The 22,378-nt window shown below is 55.3% G+C and carries 20 protein-coding genes and 1 tRNA gene; 11 read left to right on the top strand and 10 right to left on the bottom strand.

The window, feature by feature from the left end; all coding sequences use genetic code 11:
• The first annotated feature begins 125 nt into the window (after positions 1-125).
• From PH5382_RS13045 to PH5382_RS13035, 3 genes are read left to right on the top strand one after another with little or no spacing between them, the layout of a single operon-like run.
• Positions 126-617: a MarR family winged helix-turn-helix transcriptional regulator gene (locus tag PH5382_RS13045; RefSeq protein ID WP_058334868.1), complete on the top strand. Its 492-nt coding sequence runs from the start codon at positions 126-128 to the stop codon at positions 615-617.
• Entirely contained in the window at positions 610-1,467 is an 858-nt protein-coding gene (locus PH5382_RS13040) for an alpha/beta hydrolase family protein (RefSeq protein ID WP_058334833.1), read from the top strand. Before PH5382_RS13045 ends, PH5382_RS13040 begins: the two co-directional genes overlap by 8 nt.
• Positions 1,468-1,526: 59 nt before the next feature.
• Positions 1,527-2,285, top strand: a complete 759-nt coding sequence (locus PH5382_RS13035; protein WP_058334832.1) for an enoyl-CoA hydratase-related protein — start codon at positions 1,527-1,529, stop codon at positions 2,283-2,285.
• A 119-nt stretch (positions 2,286-2,404) separates the two neighbouring features.
• On the opposite strand, the gene PH5382_RS13030 is transcribed toward PH5382_RS13035, so the two are convergent.
• Positions 2,405-3,250 carry a methyl-accepting chemotaxis protein gene (locus PH5382_RS13030; protein ID WP_058334831.1) on the bottom strand — a complete coding sequence of 282 codons (846 nt, stop codon included), beginning with the start codon at positions 3,248-3,250 and terminating at the stop codon, positions 2,405-2,407.
• A gap of 221 nt (positions 3,251-3,471) precedes the next feature.
• Here PH5382_RS13030 and PH5382_RS13020 point away from each other — a divergent pair.
• Positions 3,472-4,601 (top strand): IS3 family transposase gene (locus PH5382_RS13020; RefSeq protein ID WP_156414908.1). Its coding sequence is split into 2 segments (ribosomal slippage): positions 3,472-3,706 and positions 3,706-4,601, totalling 1,131 coding nucleotides; the frame shifts between segments, so codons are not numbered across the junction.
• A gap of 44 nt (positions 4,602-4,645) precedes the next feature.
• Positions 4,646-4,936, top strand: a complete 291-nt coding sequence (locus PH5382_RS13015; protein ID WP_058334828.1) for a hypothetical protein — start codon at positions 4,646-4,648, stop codon at positions 4,934-4,936.
• A gap of 2 nt (positions 4,937-4,938) precedes the next feature.
• On the opposite strand, the gene PH5382_RS13010 is transcribed toward PH5382_RS13015, so the two are convergent.
• Together PH5382_RS13010 and PH5382_RS13005 are read right to left on the bottom strand one after the other, a co-directional pair.
• Positions 4,939-5,015 (bottom strand) — tRNA-Arg (locus PH5382_RS13010).
• A 500-nt stretch (positions 5,016-5,515) separates the two neighbouring features.
• Positions 5,516-6,085: a peptidoglycan L,D-endopeptidase MepK gene (locus PH5382_RS13005; RefSeq protein WP_058334827.1), complete on the bottom strand. Its 570-nt coding sequence runs from the start codon at positions 6,083-6,085 to the stop codon at positions 5,516-5,518.
• Positions 6,086-6,444: 359 nt separating this feature from the next.
• Between PH5382_RS13005 and PH5382_RS13000 the strand changes: the two genes are divergently transcribed.
• Genes PH5382_RS13000 through PH5382_RS12985 form a run of 4 tightly spaced genes read left to right on the top strand, consistent with a single transcriptional unit; the run spans position 6,445 to position 10,733 of the window.
• Positions 6,445-8,070, top strand: a complete 1,626-nt coding sequence (locus PH5382_RS13000) for a L,D-transpeptidase family protein (protein WP_058334826.1) — start codon at positions 6,445-6,447, stop codon at positions 8,068-8,070.
• A gap of 42 nt (positions 8,071-8,112) precedes the next feature.
• A complete protein-coding gene (gene lpxD / locus PH5382_RS12995; protein WP_058334825.1) occupies positions 8,113-9,186 on the top strand; it encodes a UDP-3-O-(3-hydroxymyristoyl)glucosamine N-acyltransferase in 1,074 nt (357 codons plus the stop codon).
• Between the two features lie 49 nt (positions 9,187-9,235).
• Complete coding sequence (locus PH5382_RS12990; RefSeq protein ID WP_058334824.1) at positions 9,236-9,493, top strand: acyl carrier protein; 258 nt, start codon at positions 9,236-9,238, stop codon at positions 9,491-9,493.
• A gap of 31 nt (positions 9,494-9,524) precedes the next feature.
• A complete protein-coding gene (locus PH5382_RS12985) occupies positions 9,525-10,733 on the top strand; it encodes a beta-ketoacyl-[acyl-carrier-protein] synthase family protein (RefSeq protein WP_058334823.1) in 1,209 nt (402 codons plus the stop codon).
• A gap of 166 nt (positions 10,734-10,899) precedes the next feature.
• Here the strand turns inward: PH5382_RS12985 and PH5382_RS12980 are convergent, their stop codons facing one another.
• A complete protein-coding gene (locus PH5382_RS12980) occupies positions 10,900-11,538 on the bottom strand; it encodes an invasion associated locus B family protein (RefSeq protein ID WP_058334822.1) in 639 nt (212 codons plus the stop codon).
• Between the two features lie 655 nt (positions 11,539-12,193).
• On the opposite strand from PH5382_RS12980, the gene PH5382_RS12975 reads away from it, so the two are divergent.
• On the top strand, positions 12,194-13,738 hold the full coding sequence (locus PH5382_RS12975; protein ID WP_058334821.1) for a helicase HerA-like domain-containing protein: 1,545 nt from the start codon (positions 12,194-12,196) through the stop codon (positions 13,736-13,738).
• Positions 13,739-13,812: 74 nt separating this feature from the next.
• On the opposite strand, the gene PH5382_RS12970 is transcribed toward PH5382_RS12975, so the two are convergent.
• The 6 genes from PH5382_RS12970 to PH5382_RS12945 all read right to left on the bottom strand — a co-directional run bounded on the left by PH5382_RS12970 (position 13,813) and on the right by PH5382_RS12945 (position 20,646).
• On the bottom strand, positions 13,813-15,135 hold the full coding sequence (locus tag PH5382_RS12970; protein WP_058334820.1) for a branched-chain amino acid ABC transporter permease: 1,323 nt from the start codon (positions 15,133-15,135) through the stop codon (positions 13,813-13,815).
• Positions 15,132-16,142: a branched-chain amino acid ABC transporter permease gene (locus PH5382_RS12965; RefSeq protein ID WP_058334819.1), complete on the bottom strand. Its 1,011-nt coding sequence runs from the start codon at positions 16,140-16,142 to the stop codon at positions 15,132-15,134. The genes PH5382_RS12970 and PH5382_RS12965 overlap by 4 nt, the downstream gene beginning before the upstream one ends.
• Before the next feature lie 3 nt (positions 16,143-16,145).
• Positions 16,146-16,859, bottom strand: a complete 714-nt coding sequence (locus tag PH5382_RS12960; protein ID WP_058334818.1) for an ABC transporter ATP-binding protein — start codon at positions 16,857-16,859, stop codon at positions 16,146-16,148.
• Between the two features lie 90 nt (positions 16,860-16,949).
• Positions 16,950-17,735 (bottom strand): ABC transporter ATP-binding protein, encoded by a 786-nt coding sequence (locus tag PH5382_RS12955; RefSeq protein ID WP_058334817.1) that lies wholly within the window; start codon positions 17,733-17,735, stop codon positions 16,950-16,952.
• Positions 17,736-17,834: 99 nt separating this feature from the next.
• Positions 17,835-19,028: an ABC transporter substrate-binding protein gene (locus PH5382_RS12950; RefSeq protein WP_058334816.1), complete on the bottom strand. Its 1,194-nt coding sequence runs from the start codon at positions 19,026-19,028 to the stop codon at positions 17,835-17,837.
• Between the two features lie 619 nt (positions 19,029-19,647).
• Positions 19,648-20,646, bottom strand: coding sequence for a GlxA family transcriptional regulator (locus PH5382_RS12945; RefSeq protein WP_058334815.1), 999 nt, complete (start codon positions 20,644-20,646; stop codon positions 19,648-19,650).
• 216 nt (positions 20,647-20,862) lie between these two features.
• Between PH5382_RS12945 and PH5382_RS12940 the strand changes: the two genes are divergently transcribed.
• Positions 20,863-22,239, top strand: a complete 1,377-nt coding sequence (locus tag PH5382_RS12940; protein ID WP_058334814.1) for a class II 3-deoxy-7-phosphoheptulonate synthase — start codon at positions 20,863-20,865, stop codon at positions 22,237-22,239.
• Positions 22,240-22,378 lie beyond the last annotated feature (139 nt).

Here is a 22,378-nt window from a genome sequence, read left to right as displayed (position 1 = left end):
TTTTTTTATTTTGCAAACCTGTTCCGTTTCGCCGTCAAGGTTCCCCAAAGGCATGACGCTGGGTTCCGGGTTGCTATGAGGAATTAGTCCACATACGAACTAATAACCAAATGTATGTGGACACCATGGCAGAAAAACTACGCGTCTTTCATCAGATCCAAATCGCCCATAGCGCCCTGTTTCGCGCTGCGGACCGCCGCACGCGTGCAATGATCGGTCTGACCACCAGCCAGTTCGCGGTGCTTTTTGTTCTGTCGCAATCCGACGGTCAGCCAATATCTGACATCGCCAACCAGCTTTCGATGGGGAAATCGAGCCTGACTGGCCTCGTGGATCGTATGGCCGATCGCGGGCTGGTTTGCCGCCGTATCAGTCCACAGGATCGACGCGTCACAAATATCTACCTCGAACCCGAAGGGCGCGCAGTTCTGGCACAGGGAAAGGCCGAAACAAAGCACTTCAACCAGGCTTTGCTGGAACCATTCAATGACTGTGAGCAACAGGTAATTCAACGTTTTCTCAGCCACTTGGCAGGGAATGCTGATGCAATCATCAATCCAGAAAACGCGTCAGACGAAGCGAGAATGCCACCAAAGCCGGATAAGCAGCATGACTGATGTTAAAACAGAAAACCTAACCTTTGAGACCAGCGATGGCTGGCAATTGAAAGGGGACCTGATCAGAGGGGCGGATCCAGATCTTGCGGTTTTGATCTCTTCTGGAACTGGGTTTCCCCGAAGGTTCTATCGCGCAATCGCTGAGTATTTTGCAGCGCAAGGCGCGGCCGTTTTGATCTATGACTATCGCGGGATCGGCGACAGCGAAGGGCGGGACCTGGCGCGCTCTGGGATCGACTACCCTGATTGGGGAAGGTTTGACATGCCTGCGGCTGTCGATGCGCTGGCAGTCGCCGCACCTGGGCTGCGGCTTACCCATCTCGCCCATAGCGTTGGTGGTCATTTCCTGGGGGTGATGCCAAATCAAGCCAAGATCGATCGCCATGCCTTTTTATCGGTTGGAACAGGATACTTTGGCGGTCATCATCGCAGCAACTGGCCGATGGAGTTCTATTTCTGGTGGGTCTTGGGCAGCTATTCGCTGAAGCGTTGGGGCTATGTCAAACCGGTTGGCGGCTGGCAGGGCGAAGCATTGCCGCCAGAGTTGTTTCGAACCTGGCGCAGGTGGAGCCAACATCGCAGCTATTTCCAGCGCGATTTTGATGGCCTGATGCATCCTCAGCACTATGATGCGGTAACCGCACCCATTCGCTCCTGGATCTTTCAGGATGACCCAATTGCCACCCGTAGCACGGCGCAGGACCTTTTGTCCGTGTACCCAAATGCGCCAAGCGAGATCATCGAGCGCAGCCCCGCAGATATTGGGGTGCGCCGGATCGGACATGAAGGTGCATTGCGACCCGGCCGCGAGGCACTTTGGGCAGAATGCTGGGACTGGTTGTCCAATTAGTCTGCAATATGAACCTCGTCGAAACAACGACTACTTATATAAAACAACAGGATAGCGCCATGAGCGAAAGCATCACCCTGAATACCGTTGGTCGTGTGACCACCTTGACGATCTCACGCCCTGCCAAACGCAATGCCATCACACAGGCCATGTATGGTGCTATGGCGGCCGCGCTGAATGACTATGCGCAGTCTGATGATATCCGGGCTTTTGTGATCACCGGATCCGAAGACTATTTTACCGCCGGCAATGATCTTCAGGATTTCTCAATGGCCAATCCAAATGAAGAAAATCCGCCTGTTGAGCAGTTCCTCACCGCGATCTCAACTTGCCCAAAGCCCGTGATCGCGGCGGTCAATGGACCTGCGATTGGGGTTGGCCTGACAATGTTGCTGCATTGTGATCTGGTTTTTGCCAGCGAGTCAGCGACGTTTAATGCGCCTTTTGTTAAACTTGCACTGGTGCCCGAGGCCGCCTCTTCCTTGCTGTTGTCAGCTTCGGTTGGCATGGCGGTCGCCAATGATATCTTGCTGGCAGGGCGGGTTCTTACGGCACAGGAAGCGCATGGCTATGGGCTTATCTCGCGGGTCTTCGAAGACTGTGATCTGGCTGAGGAAGCAGGTAAAATCGCCGCTCATGTTGCCGATGCTGCGCCTCAGTCGATGCGGCTGTCGAAATCGCTCATTCGCCATCGCCAGGACCAGGTAGCGACACAGATGCAAAGGGAATCAGAAATCTTTGTCGCGCAATTGAAATCGCCGGAATTTGCCGAAGTCGTTTCAGCGATGATGCAAAAGCGGGCGCCAAAATTCTCCTGATAAGAGGCGCAAAAAGGACCTTCATCTGACAACGCATGAAGCTTGACCGGGGGTTTCAAGGAGGGAATTAACTTGAATTCCCTCGGTCAAGTAGCCGTAATATTTGAGAGAACCTCCTCCTATCCTACAATGCGCAGAGAGATTTCGACGTCCTGCCAATCATTACAGGCGAATGCACCGGTTGCAGGTGTTTCCTTATGCAGGACAAATTCCCGGACCAAACGCGCCATGACGGTGGTGTCTTGCTGCATGGCGGCGATTGCGGCGGCTGTTTCTTCGACCATGGCAGCATTTTGCTGGGTTACGCTGTCCAGATGCGAGACGCCGGTGGTGATCTCGGCTAGGCCGGTGGATTGTTCCTGAGCCGAGTTGGTGATCTGCGCGCTGAGGCTCGATGCCTTTTCTACGTCGCCCACGATGGCGCCCAGCGCTTTGCCAGCCTGGTCAACTAGGTCTACCCCGCTTTCCACAACCTGTGTGCTGTTCTGGATCAGTGCATTGATTTCCTTTGCTGAATCTGACGCTCTTTGGGCAAGGCCCCGAACTTCAGACGCGACAACGGCAAAACCTCTTCCGGCTTCCCCGGCTCTCGCAGCTTCGACCCCGGCATTCAGCGCCAAAAGGTTGGTCTGGAAGGCGATGTCATCGATCACACTGATGATCTTTGAAATCCGGTTCGAGGATTCGGCGATCTCCTGCATTTTGTCGATGCTTTCCCGGACGACCTCATTGCCTTCTTTGGCATTATTTCGGGTTTGACTAACCACTTGGTTGGTTTGCATGGTCGCCTCGGCAGAAGCTTTGACGCTGGCATTGATTTCTTCAACTGCGGCGGCAGTTTGTTCCAGAGTTGCGGCTTGGGTTTCGGTGCGACGAGATAGATCTTCTGCGGCGGAATTCACCTCTTCAGCGCGGCGGTCCAGCCCCTCTGTTGTGTCCTGGATCGTTTCAATTGCAACTCTCATGGAGCTAAGTAAGGTATTGAACGAGAAAGGAATTTCTTCATATCGTTTGGGATAGTCACTGTCATTGGGGGCGGGATCTCCAGTGAGAGATTTTTTCGGCCATACGCGACATGCCATCATTCAGATACCTGAAGGCTGTTTCCTGTTACTTCACAAAGTGGACCTGTCGCGGTTTGATGCCGCTCCTTTGATAGCCTTTACTGTAACAAAGGAGATTGACCATGGGACTGAAACGGACGGACGAATTCCGCAAGGATGCGGTGCGTATCGCACTGACCAGCGGGCTTACACGCAAGGAAGTGGCGGATGATCTTGGCGTCGGGATGTCGACGCTGAAAAAATGGATCACAACGCACCAAGACACTGACGTGGTGTCGAAAGAGGATTTAGGCCTCGCCCAAGAGAATGACCGGCTTCGGGGTGAGAACCGCATTCTCAAGGAGGAAAGGGAAATATTAAAAAAGGCCACGGTGTTCTTCGCGAGCCAAAAGCCGTGAGGTTTAAGTTTATCGAAGAACACCGATTAGCGTTTTCCATTGGTCGGATGTGCCATGTCATGGATGTCAGTCCACGCGGTTTACGGGCATTCCGCAGCCGCCCCGCCAGCCGCAGGCAGCGGTCTGATCTGGTCACGCTGGCACACATTAAAAAACAGTCGCGTCTCAGCTTGGGCAGCTATGGCCGCCCACGGATGACTGAAGAGCTGAAAGACATTGGCCTGAGCGTCGGCCATCGCCGCGTGGGCCGGTTGATGCGTCAGAATGGTATCTCTGTTGTCAGAACGCGCAAACATAAGGCCACAACTGACAGCAATCATAAGTTCAACATCTCCCCGAACTTGCTGGATCGTAACGTCTCAGCGGATCAACCAAACCAGAAGTGGGCTGGTGACGTTACCTACATCTGGACACGTGAAGGTTGGCTTTATCTGGCTGTGATCTTGGATCTGCATTCCCGTCGAGTGGTTGGTTGGGCAGTGAGCAATAGGATGAAGCGGGACCTGGCGATAAGGGCGCTGAAGATGGCGATAGCATTCCGATCACCGCCCAAGGGCTGGATCCATCATACCGACAGTGGCAGCCAATATTGTTCGCACGATTATCAAAAGATCTTGCGCCAGCATGGCATCAAGGCATCGATGAGTGGCAAAGGGATTTGCTATGATAATGCGGCAGTGGAAACCTTCTTCAAAACCATCAAAGCCGAATTGATCTGGCGGGGCACCTGGGACACCCGCAGACAGACTGAGATCGCCATCTTCGAATACATCAACGGCTTCTACAATCCACGACGGCGCCACTCAGCACTCGGTTGGAAAAGCCCTGTCGCCTTCGAACGGAAGGTGGCTTAAACGAGCACTGGGGGCGGCATCAAACCGCGACAGGTCCAAAGGTCATGCCAGCGCTTGATAACAAGATTGCGAAGCTGGAAGAGGGGAAGCTTTTCCTGACTGACAAGATGTCACAAAACACCAAACCGAAGGGCACTCTGGGTGAAATTATCGAGCTAATAAGAGAACTCTTCTCAAGTACTTGGAGTATATATGAAAACGGATCACCTACAGTGAAGAAAACTATCCTTAAAACGGCTTTCAAAGCACCATTGGCATACGACCGTGAAAACGGGTATCGAGCTGCACAAGTATCTTTAATTTTTGATTTTTATCGGATTTTACATCAAATGTAAAATGGTGCACCTGAGAGGATTCGAACCTCTGGCCTCTGCCTTCGGAGGGCAGCGCTCTATCCAGCTGAGCTACAGGTGCCTAAGATAGGGCGGTGTATAGCTGTCAGGCCAAAGTACTGCAATGGCAAAAGAGGGCTAAACATTTTGTGGGGCAAAGTATTTTCCGGCAGTCATTTCTGGCTCTGAGATTTTCGGGATCACAACAAACATCGGCACAGCGCATTCTTATTGAGACAGACCCGCAGCAAGGCAGCGCAAGGCTGAAAATTTTTGCAAAGATTCGCGAAAAAGATGGGGCGACAAAATTGGAGAACACTTTCTGCGAACTGCGTCTTATGCCTGTCAGACCCTAAGTGTTTCTCAACGTCTGATGTGCTGTGTCCCAAGCGCGGTTGTACATTGATAAGGTTTCCACTTGAGGAGAATCCTTTCGGATCCAGGCCGGGGCCCGTATGAAGGGCACCTTTTGCCTGATCAGTACCTGCCGCACCTTCACCACTCCCGTAAAAAAGGGGCAGACTGTGAACTGAAACAGATTGTTGCGACCTGCCTTTGAAGTGACGAAAGGGAGAGCCGAAGTCAGCCGTTCCAGCTGCGTACAATGCCGCAGTCCATATGGACGAAATTGGACCCGCGATATTTACCAACGCCGCCGGCTCGACAGGCTTTGGCGGCGTTTGCCATTTGGCTGACCGAACGCGAAGCGAGACGGAGATCGGCTGCTTGGCCACGCATGTGCAACGAGTTTTTGGCCACACCGCGAGAACGGCTCCGCAGCATCGCATTGGTTTTGGGGCTGCGATACCCGGAAAGCATCATATAGGGCTCGTTTACATCCATGAGGTTGTGTGAGGCGGCCATGATATCGATTGTCCGCAGGTCGATTGCCTTAACATCGTCGGTGCGCCAGTCCCGCATGAAGTGGTTCACTTCGCGTACCGCGTCTTTGATGTAGTCGCCATCGATCCAGTAGACCATGTCGATCCGTTCCCCAGTGCGACCGGAGAACATGCGAATGCGGCGAATATCGCCACCACCGCGCAAGAAGCCCGCTGCGTTGGAGAAAGTTGGTGCGGCTACAACAGTTGTTGCTGCGAACGCGCCAAGAAGTGCCCGCCGGGTCATGCCCGTCTTTGTCGTTTCTGCCATGTCTTAACTACGCCATCCCGAACGTGTTTAATCCTGCCTATACCCGATGTTACGGGCCTACTGCGCTTTTCAGCCTGCAGGCTGTATGCCACAGAGAGAATCAATAACCAAGTTTCGAATCCCTTGTTGCGAAATTGCTGACGATTTTCGGCAATATTTTGCGCAAAAGGGGACGAGAGGTTAACTTTTCCCCTAAGAGTGGCGGAGATAAACCTGTTTATGCGACTGCAACGCACCATAAGAAGACTGTCACACCTTGGTTGCAGAAACGTGAATGGACATTGGCTCCTGTCTTTCACCAAAATTTCATGTACCTAGCGCCAATATTATCGCGCACTGCTGCTTGAGGACTTTAAAATATGACTATGCTCCAGATTCCACGGCTGACTAATCGTCTGAAAATTGGGGTATTTGCGCTGGCTTTGAGTGGGGTTTGCAGCCTTGGCATCGGGCAGGCGGCGTCTGCACAGTCGACGGCGTTCCGGCAGGCCGTCGCGGAACAGGCCTCGGTTAACGATGCTGTTGCGAAATTTTATCGCAACAGCACCTATGCACCGCTCTGGACCGGTGGCGACGATGCGTCATCGCAACGTCGGGCCGCTTTGCTACAGGCATTGGATGAGGCTTCAGCACATGGATTGCCGGATCAATCTACCGAGGCCGCAGGGCTGATCGAACAGATGCGCAACGCCCGGACCGCCCGTGATTTCGGCAAGGTTGAGGCCGCACTGAGCACCGCCTTTGTTAACTATGCGCAAAAGCTGCAGACGGGGATGCTGAACCCCTTGTCAATCGACGATGGTATGGTGCGCAAGAAGCGGGACAATGATGGTGCGGCTCTTCTGGCGGGCCTGCGTGAAACGCAGCCTTTTGCCTATCTGCGCGCTCTGGTGCCCGCGTCACCGCAGTATCGTGCCTTGATGCGCGAAAAACTGCGGCTGGAACAGTTGACTGCAGCTGGTGGCTGGGGGGCGACTGTTCCCGGCAAGAAACTGGAGCCCGGGGATCAGGGCCAGGCGGTTGTCGCACTCAGAAACCGGTTGATCCGTATGGGCTACATGGAGCGGAGCGCGACAAGCTCTTATGATCGTGCGATGGAACGCGCGGTCGAGGAGTTCCAATCGGATCACGGGCTCGAATCTGACGGTGTCGCCGGTCCCGGAACCCTGAAAGAAGTCAATCGCCCGGTTCGGGATCGGTTGAAATCAGTCATCATCGCGATGGAGCGTGAGCGCTGGCTAACACCAGAGCGGGGAAGCCGCCATGTACTGGTCAACCAGACGGATTTCACTGCAAAGATCATCGACAATGGCGATGTCACCTTTGAAACCCGCTCTGTTATCGGGAAAAACGTGCATGACCGCCGTTCGCCCGAGTTTTCGGACGTGATGGAGCATATGGTGATCAATCCAAGTTGGTATGTGCCCCGTTCGATCATCACCAAGGAATACCTGCCAAAACTGCGCAACAATCCGAACGCGGTCAGCCATATCCAGATCACCGACAATCGCGGACGGGTGGTCAATCGCGGTTCGGTTGATTTTTCTCAGTTCACTGCGCGCAGCTTTCCCTATGCGATGAAACAGCCCCCGAGCAGTCGAAACGCACTGGGGCTGGTCAAATTCATGTTCCCCAATAAATACAATATCTACCTGCATGACACGCCGCAAAAGAGCCTGTTTGCCCGCGAAGTCCGTGCTTTCTCTCATGGCTGTATCCGCTTGGCGCAGCCCTTTGAGTTCGCCTATGCGCTGCTGGCCAAACAAACCGAAGACCCGCAAGCGTTTTTCAACCGGATCCTGAAGTCCGGAAAAGAGACCAAGGTGGAGCTGGATCAGCAGGTGCCTGTTCACATTATCTATCGGACGGCCTATGTGTCCAACAAAGGTCGGGCCGAGTTCCGCCGGGATGTCTATGGGCGCGATGCCAAGGTCTGGGCCGCATTGGAACGGGCAGGGGTGACACTGCCAGACATTCAGGGGTAAACAGGGGCCCGGTTTTCAACGACGTCTGAAAAGGGCCCCAAAATGTACACTGTTCGCCAGATTGCCGACGCACTAGGCGTCGAAGCCCAAGGGGAGCTGGATCTCTGCATCCTGCGTGCAGCAGAGCCACAGGATGCAGGCCCTGATGATCTGGCCATGGCGACCTCGCCAAAATATGCTGACGGGCTGGCCGCCGGTGGTGCCCGTGTTGCTTTGCTTTGGGAGGGGGCCGATTGGCAGGCCCTTGGGTTGAAGGCGGCAATTTTTGCCACGCGCCCGCGGATGGCGATGTCCGGTGTCACGGTCCTGTTGGACCAGGGACAAGGCTTTAGCACAGGTATCCATCCCTCAGCTGTTATCGATCCCGCAGCGAAGCTGGCGGATGACGTCAGTGTAGGCCCTATGACCGTGATTGCGGCGGGTGCCAAGATTGGCAAAGGCTCGGTGATCGGGCCACATTGCTTTATCGGCATGGATGTTGAGCTGGGGCCCGAGGCGCAGCTGCGCGAAATGGTCTCTATTGGGGCACGCGCAAAGATTGGCGCACGCTTTCGCGCCCAGCCAGGTGCGCGCATCGGCGGTGATGGCTTTTTCTTTGTCACCCCCCCGGGGTCCGGGGCCGGGAACGTGCGCAAGACCCTGGGGGATCAAGGAGATGCAAAACCGCAAAGCTGGCTGCGCATTCATTCTTTGGGGGCCATAACAATCGGCGATGATGTTGAAATCGGCTGCAATTGCACCATCGACAACGGAACCATTCGAGACACAGAGATCGGCAGCGGGACTAAGCTCGATAATCTGGTCCATGTGGGGCATAATACCCGCATCGGCAGAGATTGCCTGCTTTGTGGTCAAAGCGGAATCTCCGGGTCGGTGGATATTGGCAACAATGTTGTGCTTGGTGGGCAGTGCGGCGTTGGCGACAATCTCTTTGTCGGTGATGGCGCGATCGCGGCTGGCGGCAGCAAAATCCTGTCCAATGTTCCCGCAGGGCGCGTTGTGATGGGATATCCGGCAGTCAAAATGGAAACCCATACCGATATGTACAAGGTGCAAAGGCGTCTGCCACGGCTGATGCGGGACCTGGATGCGCTGAAAAAGGCTGTTTTCAAGTAGGGATTTAGCCGCTACATCTGCCGAAACATCAAGGATCAGGGGGCCAGACATGAGCACTCAGGACAAGGTTATCGCCATTGTCGCCGAACAGGCGCTACTGGAACCATCGGATGTAACGCTGACCAGCACGCTGGAGGATCTGGGGATCGACAGCATGGGACTGGTGGAGTGTATTTTTGCCATTGAGGAGGAATTCGACATCTCAATTCCCTTCAATGCCAATGCGCCCGAAGAAAGCGATTTTGATATTTCAAATGTCGCGGCCATAATCACCGGGATTGACAAGCTGATGTCACAGAAAACGTGATAGCAGGGCGAATGTCCTGGGAGTATTTCAGATGAAGCGCGTTGTGATCACCGGAGCAGGCACCATAAATGCCCTTGGGCATTCGGTGAACGCGACCTATGAAGCCATGCGCGAGGGGCGCTGTGGCATAGGCGCGCTCGAGTTTCGTGATGTGGACCGCCTGGCGATCAAAATCGGCGGTCAGGTCCGCGGTTTTGAGGCCGAAGGCCGGTTCAACCGGCAACAGATGAGCCTGTATGATCGCTTCACGCAATTCACCCTGACAGCAGCCAAGGAAGCCATCAGCCAGTCGGGGATCGAATTCCACGGTGAACTGGCGGCCAAATCGGGCGTGGTTCTGGGCACCGCCGGAGGTGGCGTGTCGACCTGGGACGACAATTACCGGTCCGTCTATGAGGACGGCAAGAACCGGGTGCACCCCTTTGTGGTTCCAAAACTGATGAACAACGCCGCCGCCAGCCATGTGTCGATGGAATTCAATCTCAAGGGGCCAAGTTTCACGGTTTCTACCGCCTGCGCCTCATCGAACCACGCCATGGCGCAGGCCTTTCAGATGGTGCGCTCCGGCATGAGTCCAGCCATGGTCACTGGTGGGTCGGAATCTATGCTGTGTTTTGGCGGTGTCAAAGCCTGGGAAGGGTTGCGGGTGATGTCAAAAGACGCCTGCCGCCCCTTCAGTGCCAACCGCAACGGCATGGTTCAGGGTGAGGGTGCCGGTATCTTTGTTTTTGAAGACTATGATCATGCGCGCGCGCGTGGGGCCGAAATTCTATGCGAAGTACTCGGTTTTGCCATGACCTCGGATGCGTCGGATATTGTGATGCCAAGTAAGCAGGGAGCGGCACGGGCGATATCGGGTGCGCTGCAGGATGCCGGGATCAATCCGGAACAGGTCGGGTATATCAACGCCCATGGCACCGGCACCGCAGCCAACGACAAAACCGAATGTGCCGCTGTTGCAGATGTCTTTGGACCGCACGCGGATCAGTTGATGATGTCTTCGACAAAATCCATGCATGGCCATCTGATTGGCGGCACCGGCGCGGTTGAGCTGTTGGCCTGTATCATGGCGCTGAAGGATGGCGTTATTGCGCCAACCATCGGTTATGAAGAGCCTGATCCGGAATGTGCGTTAGATGTGGTGCCAAATGAAGCGCGCGAGGCAAAGGTATCCGTCGCGCTGTCCAATGCGTTTGCCTTTGGCGGATTGAACGCCGTGCTGGCGCTGGGACGCGTCTAGTCACAAAACGCCCCTGCCGCCGTTTCGTAGAGTTTTTTCGACCAATCTGCCACCTTTGGCCCTGCCACACATTTTCATACAGGCCGGGCTCATGACACAAAAAAGGCCCTCAGAATGTGAGAGCCTTTTTGTGCTTGCAATGAGAGAGAACGATGTGCTCCGCCAATTACTGTTGAACAACGTCCACGGCGCCAAACCCGGCAGTGAACCCCTTCAGCGACATTGGCATTTCGACCAGCTGATCCGGTGCTGCCTCTGGGCGCAGGGAGACTTTGGCTTCGCTGCCCTTTTTGAATGCATCGATATCCGCCTGGGTCAGGCCGATCTGCGCGACGCAGCCAATGGGTGCGCAAAATCGGAAGTTGTACCGCTTAGCGGGGGCACCATCGATCGAGATCGAAATACCGGCCGGAAGCAATGTTTCAAGTGGCACAATGATCGTGGCGCCGGCCACTGCTTGGCCACCGTTTGGGGCGATCCGAAAAAGCGAAAATTCTGCCATCGGATTGTCGTTTGGGTCTTTAAGGATCTGTAAAAGGGAACAGGGGTCCTGGCCGTTTTCGGTCCGGACACAGGCCAGATCCCAGTCACCGTGGGTTTCTTTGGCGTAGCGGTCGCCAATCTGTGGTTCGGTTTCTCCGACCGTTTGGCCAAGATCCAGCACTTGGTCTGCGGTAGATCCTCCGGCTTGGCCTGTTGCTTCAGCAGTGGAGCCTGTCTGAGCCGTTTCGCTTTCCTGGGCCGCCAGGGGCGTCGTCAAGGCCAGCAGGGTCGCCAGCGTGATCGGGGTCAGGGACTTGATCATGATTGCCTCATTTGTCGCAGGTCATTGGCTATGGCTTTAACATGGCCTGAAACGGGTGTCAGGTCATTATACCGCGATCGGCGGGGAATTGTTGATCCGATCCGCCAGAATAGAAATCCTTGGTATAAAAGCAAAAAAGGAAACCCGGAGGTTTCCTTTTCTGTGTCGTTTCTCCCCGTCGGACTGGCCGACTTAGTTATTGAGAAGGAAGGTACGAAAGGGTCGTGCGTTGGTCAACAAGCAATAACAAAAAAATGTGACACTTGGCCGCTTTCCTGGTTATTCGGAGCATTTTGCGCGTCACACGCACGGCATTCATTTCTATTTGTAGAAATTTTGGGCTGTAGACCGGCTTTTACAGAAGTATCAGCGCACAAAAAAAGGCCGTGCCCAAGGCACGGCCAGTCTGACAGGGAGGAAATGCCCGCCGACACCTCCGTAATGAGAGGGCGGGCACTTATGTATATCGCACAAAGAGGTTAACGATGTATGTTCAAGAAAAGTGCTGTCTTTAGCCCCTCCAGCGCGGTGGTTGCCCCCTTGCGGTGGCAGAGTAATATGCCGGGAGTAGCACCGGTCGGCTGGGACCAAGATCAGAGAAAAGGGCCGAACTTAGAATTCGGACACAGAATCCGACACAGAACAAGGGATCAAAATGACGGATAAGATTTTCATTGGCGGCGGCGGCGAAGACTACGGGCAGGCGCAAGAACTCAGCTTTAAATATGCCAACCGCCACGGCCTGATTGCCGGTGCGACAGGAACTGGCAAAACGGTGACATTGCAGATCCTCGCGGAAAGCTTCTCGCAGGCTGGTGTTCCCGTGATCATGGCGGATGTCAAAGGCGATCTTTCAGGGCTGGCCAAGGCAGGCAGCTCGGCGCACAAGCTGCACGAGGCATTTGCCAGCCGTGCCGAAAAGATCGGTTTTGGTAGCTATAGTTATCATGACTGCCCAGTCACCTTTTGGGATTTGTTTGGTGAACAGGGCCACCCAGTACGAACCACGGTCGCGGAAATGGGACCGCTGTTGTTGTCACAATTGCTGGAGCTGAGCGAGGCACAAGAAGGCATTCTGAATATCGCCTTTCGCCTTGCCGACGAACAGGCCCTGCCACTGCTGGATCTGAAAGATCTGCAGTCGCTTTTGGTGTGGATTGGTGAAAACCGGGGCGAGCTGTCGCTGCGCTATGGCAATGTCTCGCCGGCCTCTGTTGGAGCTATCCAGCGCCGCCTTCTGGTATTGGAAAATCAGGGGGCTGCCGATCTGTTTGGCGAACCCGCGCTGGAGCTGTCTGACCTGATGCGTCGGGATGCCCAGGGGCGTGGCATGGTTAATATTCTGGCCTCGGATAAGTTGATGGCCTCGCCAAAGCTCTATGCAACCTTTCTGCTTTGGCTGCTTAGCGAGCTGTTTGAAGAATTGCCCGAAGTTGGGGATCCGGACAAACCCAAACTGGTGTTCTTTTTTGACGAAGCACACCTGCTGTTTGATGATGCCCCAAAGGTTCTGGTCGACAAGGTAGAACAGGTGGCGCGTCTGATCCGCTCCAAAGGGGTTGGGATCTATTTCATCACGCAAAACCCGGCTGATGTGCCCGAGGATATTCTGGGCCAGCTCGGCAACCGTATCCAGCATGCGCTGCGCGCTTTTACTGCCAAGGATCGCAAGAACCTTAAGCTCGCCGCAGAGACCTACCGAGAAAATCCGCGATTTTCGACATCCGATGCCATTCGTGAGGTTGGAGTGGGCGAAGCCGTCACCTCAATGTTGCAGAAAAAAGGAGTGCCCGGCATTGTGGAACGCACTTTGATCCGTCCGCCCAGCAGTCAGCTGGGGCCGATCACCAAGGCCGAGCGGGCAGAGTTTCTAAAACGCTCTGATATGGCTGGAAAATACGACAAACCCCTGGATCGCCATTCGGCATATGAAATTCTGTCCAAGCGTGCCGAAGCAGCAGCCCAGGAAGCCGAAACCGCCGAGCAGGCAGCAGAGGAGGCGCCCGAACCCATGGCCCGCGAATTTAACGCGGCACGGCGCTATTCCGGCTCTCGCATCCCACGGTCTTCATCGCGCCGCCATCGCCCTAAGGAAAGCTTCGCCTCGGCCATGTCCGAAGCGGTGATCAAAGAGCTGAAAGGCACCACCGGACGGCGTATCGTGCGCGGCATTCTGGGGGGATTGTTCAAGGGGCGCTAACCTCAGGCCTGCGACAAAACAAAAACGCCGCCTCATCACTGGGGCGGCGTTTTTCTTTGCGATACTGCAGAGTTTTACTTTTCGGGTATTAGCCCGCGCGGGCTAAACCGCAAAACCAGCAACAGGATAAGACCCATGGTGAACAGGCGCATGTGGGCGGCATTTTCCATCAGGTGTCCACGCAAAAAGCTGTCTTCGCCCATGCCGGATGTCAGCAGGCCAATCAGCTCCAGGCTCATCGGCTCAACCTTGATCCAGAGAAACCAGATCAGGAAACCACCCAGCACTGAGCCAAAGTTGTTTCCAGACCCGCCTACGATCACCATCACCCAGATCAGGAAGGTGAACCGCAAGGGGTTATAGGTCCCTGGCGTGAGCTGTCCGTCCAATGTGGTCATCATCGCACCGGCAATGCCACAGATGGCAGAGCCAAGAACAAAAATCTGCAAATGGCGCTTGGTGACGTTTTTGCCCATGGCCTGTGCGGCAACCTCATTGTCACGAATGGCACGCATCATTCGGCCCCAAGGGCTTTTCAATGCCATCTGTGCCATCCACAACAGCGCAAGCAGAACAACAGAAAACAAAACCGCATAGCCCAGTTTCACATAGAGCGTGGAGGCCAGAACCGGATCCAGGCCAATCCCTGCTGCGCGCTCCACAAAGGCTGGATCATTCTGCAGATCAACCTCAAAAGGCAAAGGCCGTGGCAGGCCGACGACGTTTTTCACACCGCGCGACAGCCAGTCTTCGTTCTTGAGGATGGCGATGATGATCTCGGCAATCCCCAGCGTTGCAATGGCCAGATAGTCCGACCGCAGGCCAAGTGCTGTTTTGCCAATCAACCAAGCAGCCCCGGCGGCCAACAGCCCGCCAACAGGCCAGGACAAGATAACCGGCCAGCCAAGACCACCAATATTGCCGCTGATCGCAGGATTAATCGCCTCGATCGCGCCGATCGCGGGGTCAAACAGGGCTCGGTAAATTACGAAACCGATGATAAGAATGGCCAGCATCAGCAGACCACGCATGCGCCCTTTGGGCAGCATTCGGGTTACGGCTACGGCCGATACAACCGTCAGCGCGCCCATGACCATAGCCATGATGACACCCGGACCACCAGCGCTCCAGGCGCCAGGTGTAGGGGGCGTGGCGGTCAAAACCACGGCCAGTCCACCCAGGGCGGTAAAGCCCATGATGCCGACGTTGAACAAGCCGGCAAAACCCCATTGCAGGTTCACGCCGAGGGCCATGATGGCGGAAATCAATCCCATGTTGAGGATGACCAGTGAAGAGTTCCAGGACCCTGAGAAAAAGCTCCAGTTGGTGAGGCCTTCGAGCAGGATCAGCGTGCCGACAGCGACAAACATCAGGCTGTGTTTCATGGTGTCAGTCATACCGATTTCCCTTTGAAGAGCCCTGTAGGCTTGAACAGAAGGACAATGATAAGGATCGCAAAGGAAACCGCGAATTTATAGTCCGTACTAAGCAGTTGCACCAACCCGTCCGGATCCAGATTGTCCGGCATCAGATAGCGCAGCACCTTTTTCCAGGCATAGGTTATGGTCACTTCGGAAAAGGCGATGATAAACCCACCTGCGATGGCGCCCTGGGGACTACCCAGACCACCAACAATGGCAGAGGCAAAGATCGGCAACAGCAGCTGGAAATAGGTGAAAGGCTTGAAGCTTTTGTCGAGCCCATAGAGCACCCCGGCTATGGTCGCCAAAGTGGCGACGATCAGCCAAGTGTACATCACCACGCGTTCCGGGTTGATACCGGATAGCAGCGCCAGATCTTCATTGTCGGAATAGGCGCGCATGGATTTACCGGTGCGGGTCTTGTTGAGGAACCAGAACAACAGCGCCACGACCACAATGGCAGTCACCACGGTGATGCCTTGGGTGGTTTTGATCGCGAGGCCCTCGCGCAGGCCCGTCATTTCCTTAAAGGCACGCGCCTTGATGATAAACCGTTCGCCATCGGCAAAGCGCTGATCACCGGGCCCGATGATAAAGCGCACAAGCCCGTTCATCATGAACATCACGCCAAGCGAGACCATGACAAAGACAACCGGTTTGGCCTTTTGGTCGCGGTAAAAGCGATAGACGGTGCGATCCGTGACCAGAACTAGCGCCATTGTGGCCAGAATGCCAAAGGGCAGGGCGAGCAGCGCTGTTGGCAATGGTCCGAGGTTAATACCCCAGGACTGAAACAGCCAGGTCACCAGAATGGTCATCATGGTGCCAAATGCCATGGTGTCACCATGAGCAAAGTTCGAAAATCGCAGGATACTGTAGATCAGCGTCACCCCAAGTGCACCCAACGCCAGTTGGCTGCCGTAGGCCACGGCGGGGATCATCACAAAGTTGGTAAGCGCCACAATGGCGTTAAGAAAATCCATCGATCAGCCCCCCAGAAAAGATTTGCGGACTTCGGGATCAGCCAGCAGCTCTTGTCCGGTGCCGGTATAGGCATTGCGCCCCTGCACAAGGACATAGCCTTTGTCTGCGATCTCAAGCGCTTGCTTGGCATTTTGCTCAACCATCAGGATCGGCAAGCCGGTGCGGGCCACCTCGATAATGCGGTCAAACAGCTCATCCATCACGATGGGGGAAACCCCTGCGGTGGGTTCATCCAGCATCAGCACCTTGGGTTTGGTCATCAGCGCGCGGCCCACGGCCACCTGCTGACGTTGACCACCTGACAATTCCCCTGCCGGCTGCGCGCGCTTGTCGCGCAAGATAGGAAACAGCTCATAGACCTGCTCCATGGTCTCCGAAATATCATCGGTGCGAATAAACGCCCCCATCTCCAGGTTCTCTTCCACCGTCATCGAGGTGAAGATATTGCTGGTTTGCGGCACAAAGCCCATGCCCTTGATCACCCGGTCCTGCGGGGACAGGCTGGTGATGTCTTCACCGCCCAGCCGCACTGTTCCGGATCGCACGTTCAACATACCAAAGACGGCCTTCATGGCGGTGGATTTGCCAGCCCCGTTTGGGCCAACGATTACGGCAATCTCGCCGGGGTTCACGGCTATGGTACAGTCATGCAGAATGTCCGGCCCCTTGCCGTATCCACCTGTCATGCTGTCACCAATCAAAAAGGGTTCAGACATGCGCGCCTCCCTCCTTCATCTTTCTGGAAATATTCCGGGGGAGCCGCGTAGCGGCGGGGGCAGAGCCCCAATCCTCAGCATGCACACCCATCAGGATTTCTCCAACTTGTCTTTGTTTTTCAAACCGGTACCAAGATAGGCTTCAATAACCTGTTCATTGGCTTTGATCTCATCAAGGGTGCCTTCAGCCAGCTTCTTACCCTCTGCCATACAGATCACCGGGTCACAGAGGCGTCCAATGAACTCCATGTCGTGTTCGATCACCACAAAGGTATAGCCACGCTCTTCGTTCAGGCGCTTGATCGCATCGGCAATGGTATAGAGCAGGGTCCGGTTCACCCCGGCACCGACCTCGTCCAGAAAGACGATCTTGGCATCCACCATCATGGTGCGGCCCAGTTCCAGCAGTTTTTTCTGTCCGCCAGAAACTTCGCCAGCCCGCAAATCGGCGATGTGGCTAATGGTCAGGAACTCCAACACCTCATCGGCCTTGGCGCGCAGAGCGCGCTCCTCGTCGGCGATGCGCTTGCGGCCAAACCACGTGTTCCACAGGCTTTCCCCCGACTGCGCGCCGGGCACCATCATCAGGTTCTCGCGGCAGGTCATAGATGAAAACTCATGTGCAATCTGGAAGGTGCGCAACAGCCCTTTGTGAAACAGCTCATGTGGGGGCAGGCCGGTGATGTCTTCACCATCCATGGTAACCCGCCCGGAGGTGGGTGGAAGAACACCTGCGATCACATTGAAAAGAGTAGTTTTTCCCGCGCCATTTGGCCCGATTAAACCGGTTATGGAGCCCTTGGCGATTTCGAGCGAGGCGCCGTCAACCGCGTGGAACCCGCCGAAGTGCTTGTGCAAGTCCTCGACGACGATCATATCATTTATCCCCTGCCACTATTTTGCGGCTTTTAAATTTGGAACAGCCCGGGGGTTACCCGGGCTGGTCGTTACTAGATAGATCTCAAATGAGTGAGATCAGCGGAAACGTACAGTGACGTTGGCGCCATCCTTGACTTCGATTTCACGGTAGGAACCAGCGCTTTCACCGGGGCCAATCAGCTCAACGCCAGTGGCACCCTGATAGTTGATGTCGCCACCAGCCGCGAGGATCTCCAGCGCTTTGCCGAGTTCACCCGGGTTGATTTCTTCGCCTGGTGTGTTGGCAACATCCATGATCTTGGCGCCATAGTCGGCTGGATCTTTGGAGTTTGCAGCCTGCATCGCCAGCATGATCAGCGCAGCAGCGTCATAAGATTCAGACGCATAGGCAGACGTGCCGTCAAAGCCGAGCTCTTTGGCCTGAGCCGCGAAGATTTCAGCACCTTTGCTGTCGGAACCGGCGATCTGGCCGTAAGAGCCATTCAGGTCAGGACCAACATTTTTTGGCAGGCTGTCACCGATCATGCCACCGGGCAGACCGAAGGTGTCGAAGGCACCGGAGTCGAGCGAGGACTGGATGATGCCCAGACCGCCCTGATCGAGATAGCCGGCAACAACCAGGATATCACCACCGGCGGATGCCAGGGATGCAACCTCAGCAGAATAGTCGCCTTTGCCATCTTCGTGCGCAGCAACGATGGTGATTTCACCACCCAGGGCCTCAAACGAGGTCTTGATCGCATCCGCCAAACCCTTGCCGAAATCGTTGTTGGTATAGGTCAGGGCGATCGACTGAACGTCATGCTCTTTCAGGATCTCTGCCATGACCTGACCTTCACGCGCGTCAGAAGGCGAGGTGCGGAAGAACAGGCCATTGTCTTCCATAGTGGACAGACCAGGCGAGGTGGCCGAAGGGGACACCATGACCATGCCGTTTGGAATGGCGACGTTTTGCAGGATAGCACCGGTCACACCGGAGCAGTCACCACCAACGATACCGTTGACGCCTTCTGCGATCAGCTTTTCACCATTGGCAACGGCCAGACCGTTATCGATACAGCCGGTGTCGGCACGCACCGGTGTCACGGTTGCACTGTCCAGCAGCTTGCCGGATTTGGTGACTTCTTCCATTGCCAGCTCGGCACCGGATGCCATGGCGGGCGCCAGCGATTCAATCGGGCCGGTAAAGCCGAACAGAACGCCGAGTTTCACTTCCTTGGCGTGGCCACCCGCATAGGCGGTGCCAGCAGTCAGGGCGAGGGCCGCTGTGGCCATCATCAATTTTTTCATCTGGTATCTCCCATTTATTGGAACAAGCATGTTCATATTGGACCCTAGGCAAGGAGCTTAAAAAAGAAAAGTCCTCTTAGCCCGAAGCTGCGCCCTTTGTGCGGCCTGTCCCTGTTGTTGGACCAGCCAAGCTGGCCGATCTAATGCGGCAGAGCATTTACAGGTTCGAGAGGCACAGGGGAAGCAGGCAATGGCATTTTCCATGCGTCTTCCATGTATCTTATGAGTGTTTGCCGCATTCGAGAGGCTGATTGGCAGAAATTTGCGGCATGAAAGCCCTGCTGGGACAAGATTGTCCTCTCGAAAGCAGTCGAAAACCAACCCACTTTTGAGCTCAGGGCGATTTTGAACTGGATTGAGCCGCTTTTTGTCAGCGAACCACTCAGCGAACCACAAAGGGGGCACGCGCAGTTGATTATCAGGTGGGCGTGATTCTATAATTTTGATGGGGGGAATTCAGCCGTGGTTTCCTGGCTTGGTATCTGGGCCATATAGGCCTCCTGTTGCCAGGTGTGCACTAGAAAATGAGCGCTGCATTTCCAGAGAATAGCCTTCCTAAGGCCGCCCACAGCCCCCTCCAGATACGCACTGAAAGGGGGCTGCGGTTTGCATGATTCAATCACGATGTTCCAGATTTGCTGCCGCGTTCCCGGTAAGGGGTGGTGTCATAGTGGGCCCGGTAGCATTTGGAGAAATGCGAAGGCGACGCAAAACCGCAGGCCAGCGCCACGTTGATCACGCTCATATCGGTCTGCATCAACAGGTTTCGTGCTTTTTGCAGACGGAGTTCCATATAGTAGCGCTTTGGGCTGCGGTTCAGGTAGCGGCGGAACAGACGCTCCAGCTGGCGCGTTGACATGCCCACATCCTGCGCCAGTATCGACGGGCTGATCGGCTCTTCGATGTTGGCCTCCATCATCTGGATAACCATCGAAAGCTTCGGATGGCGCACCCCGATCCGTGTCGGAATCGAAAGCCTCTGGGTATCCTGATCAGTTCGAATAGACGAATAGATCAGCTGATCTGCAACCGAATTTGCCAGATCTTCGCCATGATCATTGGCAATCAACTTGAGCATCAGATCGATGGATGACGTGCCGCCGGCAGTGGACAGGCGATTGTTATCAACTACAAAAACGGATTTTGTCAGGGTGACGTCTTCAAACTCCTCGGCAAAACTGTCGATGTTCTCCCAATGAATGGTCGCGCGTTTGCCGTCCAGCAATCCGGCCTTGGCCAGGGTGTAGGAGGCCGTGCAGAGCCCACCGACGGTCAGACCTTTGCGTGCTTCGCGGCGCAGCCAGGCAAGAAGTTTCTTGGTCGTGGCGCTTTGCACCTCGACGCCGGCGCAGACCAGAATAGTGTCATCCCGCTGCAAATCCCCCAATTCGCTATCAACAGCGAAGGTGGTGCCGGCAGAACAGGTCACGTTTTCGCCAGCTTCACCCAATAGGGTCCAGCAATAGACTTCACGGCCTGCCATCCGGTTGGCAATACGCAGGCATTCCACTGCGGATGCAAACGAGAGCATCGAGAATTTGTTCAACAGAACAAAGACATATCTTTTGGGTTGACCGACAGCTTTGGACGGTTCGGTCGGCTTTCGTTGCGTTTGCATGGGGCACATCCTTGGCAAAATTTGAATGCACCGGGAGAGGCCCTGAAAAGGCCAGCCCCGCGTGAGTTACAAAAAACCGTGCTCACAGGTTTGCCGCCGGGTCAAGTGGCCGCAATTCGAAACCAACAATGGAAAATCTGAACTGGTCAGAAAGAGCGCGGTTTTGTATAGGTGGCTTCCGTTCTATTATTAAGACCTCTTAAGCGGAGAAAAGCTATGAGTGAGTGGCAAAAATCGGCCTGGCGCAACAAACCGCGTGTACAGATGCCCGACTATACCGATGCCGCGGCCCTCGAGGCCGTAGAAGCGCAGCTTTCAAATTATCCGCCACTGGTCTTTGCCGGTGAAGCGCGGCGCCTGAAGCAGCATCTGGCAGCGGCCGGTCGCGGCGAAGCATTCCTGCTGCAAGGCGGCGACTGCGCTGAAAGCTTTGAACAATTCAGCGCCGACGCCATTCGTGACACCTTCAAGGTGATGCTGCAGATGGCGATGGTTCTGACCTATGGCGCCAAGGTTCCTGTGGTCAAGGTTGGGCGCATGGCCGGCCAGTTTGCCAAGCCACGCAGCGCGCCCACAGAAACCTTTGATGGGGTGGAGCTGCCCAGCTACCGCGGCGATATCATCAATGATCTGGGTTTCACCGAATCCTCGCGGCTGCCGGATCCCAAGCGGATGCTGCAGGCCTACACGCAGGCGGCCGCGACCCTGAACCTGTTGCGAGCTTTTTCCACAGGCGGCTACGCAGATGTGAACCAGGTGCATGCCTGGACGCTTGGCTTCACCGAGGGTGAAAAGGCTGAAAAATATCGCGAGATGGCCAATCGCATCACCGACACGCTGGATTTCATGAAGGCGGCGGGCGTCAACAATGACGCCTCTCATGCTTTGCAGACGGTCGAATTCTACACCAGCCACGAAGGTTTGCTGCTGGAATATGAAGAGGCCCTGACACGCCTGGATTCGACCTCCGGGAAATGGCTCGCGGGGTCTGGTCACATGCTTTGGATTGGTGATCGCACCCGTCAGCCTGATGGAGCGCATGTCGAATTCTGCCGCGGTGTCTTGAACCCCATCGGCATGAAATGTGGCCCAACCACCAGTGCGGATGATTTGAAAGTGCTGATGGAACGTCTAAACCCGGAAAACGAAGAGGGACGTCTGACGCTGATCGCCCGCTTTGGCGCCGGAAATGTAGGCGAACACCTGCCACGTCTGGTCAAGGCAGTAGCTGAAGAAGGCGCCAATGTGACCTGGGTTTGTGATCCGATGCACGGCAACACCATCAAATCGTCGACAGGGTACAAAACCCGGCCTTTCGAAAGTGTTCTGCGTGAGGTTCAGGATTTCTTTGCCGTACATACCGCCGAAGGCACGACGCCAGGTGGTGTACATTTTGAGATGACCGGCCAAGACGTGACCGAATGTACCGGTGGCGTGCGTGCAGTCACTGACGAAAACCTGAGTGATCGCTATCACACTGCCTGTGATCCGCGCCTCAACGCCAGCCAATCGCTGGAACTGGCCTTTCTCGTTGCTGAGGAGCTGTCAGTCTTGCGGAATAAACGCATGGCGCGTCAGGCCGAAGCTGGCTGATACCGGGTTTGAACTGCAAAGATGAAGAACCGCTCCGGTGTGCCGGGGCGGTTTTTCTATGTCCAAGCTGTCGCGGCTCGATCTGTCAGTGGTTGTGCCATTCGTCGCGATTTCAGGCCTGTTTTGAGTGCCTGGGAGG

The organism is Phaeobacter sp. CECT 5382 (assembly GCF_001457775.1).
Taxonomy (GTDB): Bacteria; Pseudomonadota; Alphaproteobacteria; order Rhodobacterales; family Rhodobacteraceae; genus Pseudophaeobacter.
The sequence above is the reverse complement of the archived record's forward strand: the minus strand, read 5'-3'. Positions and strand labels throughout refer to the sequence as shown.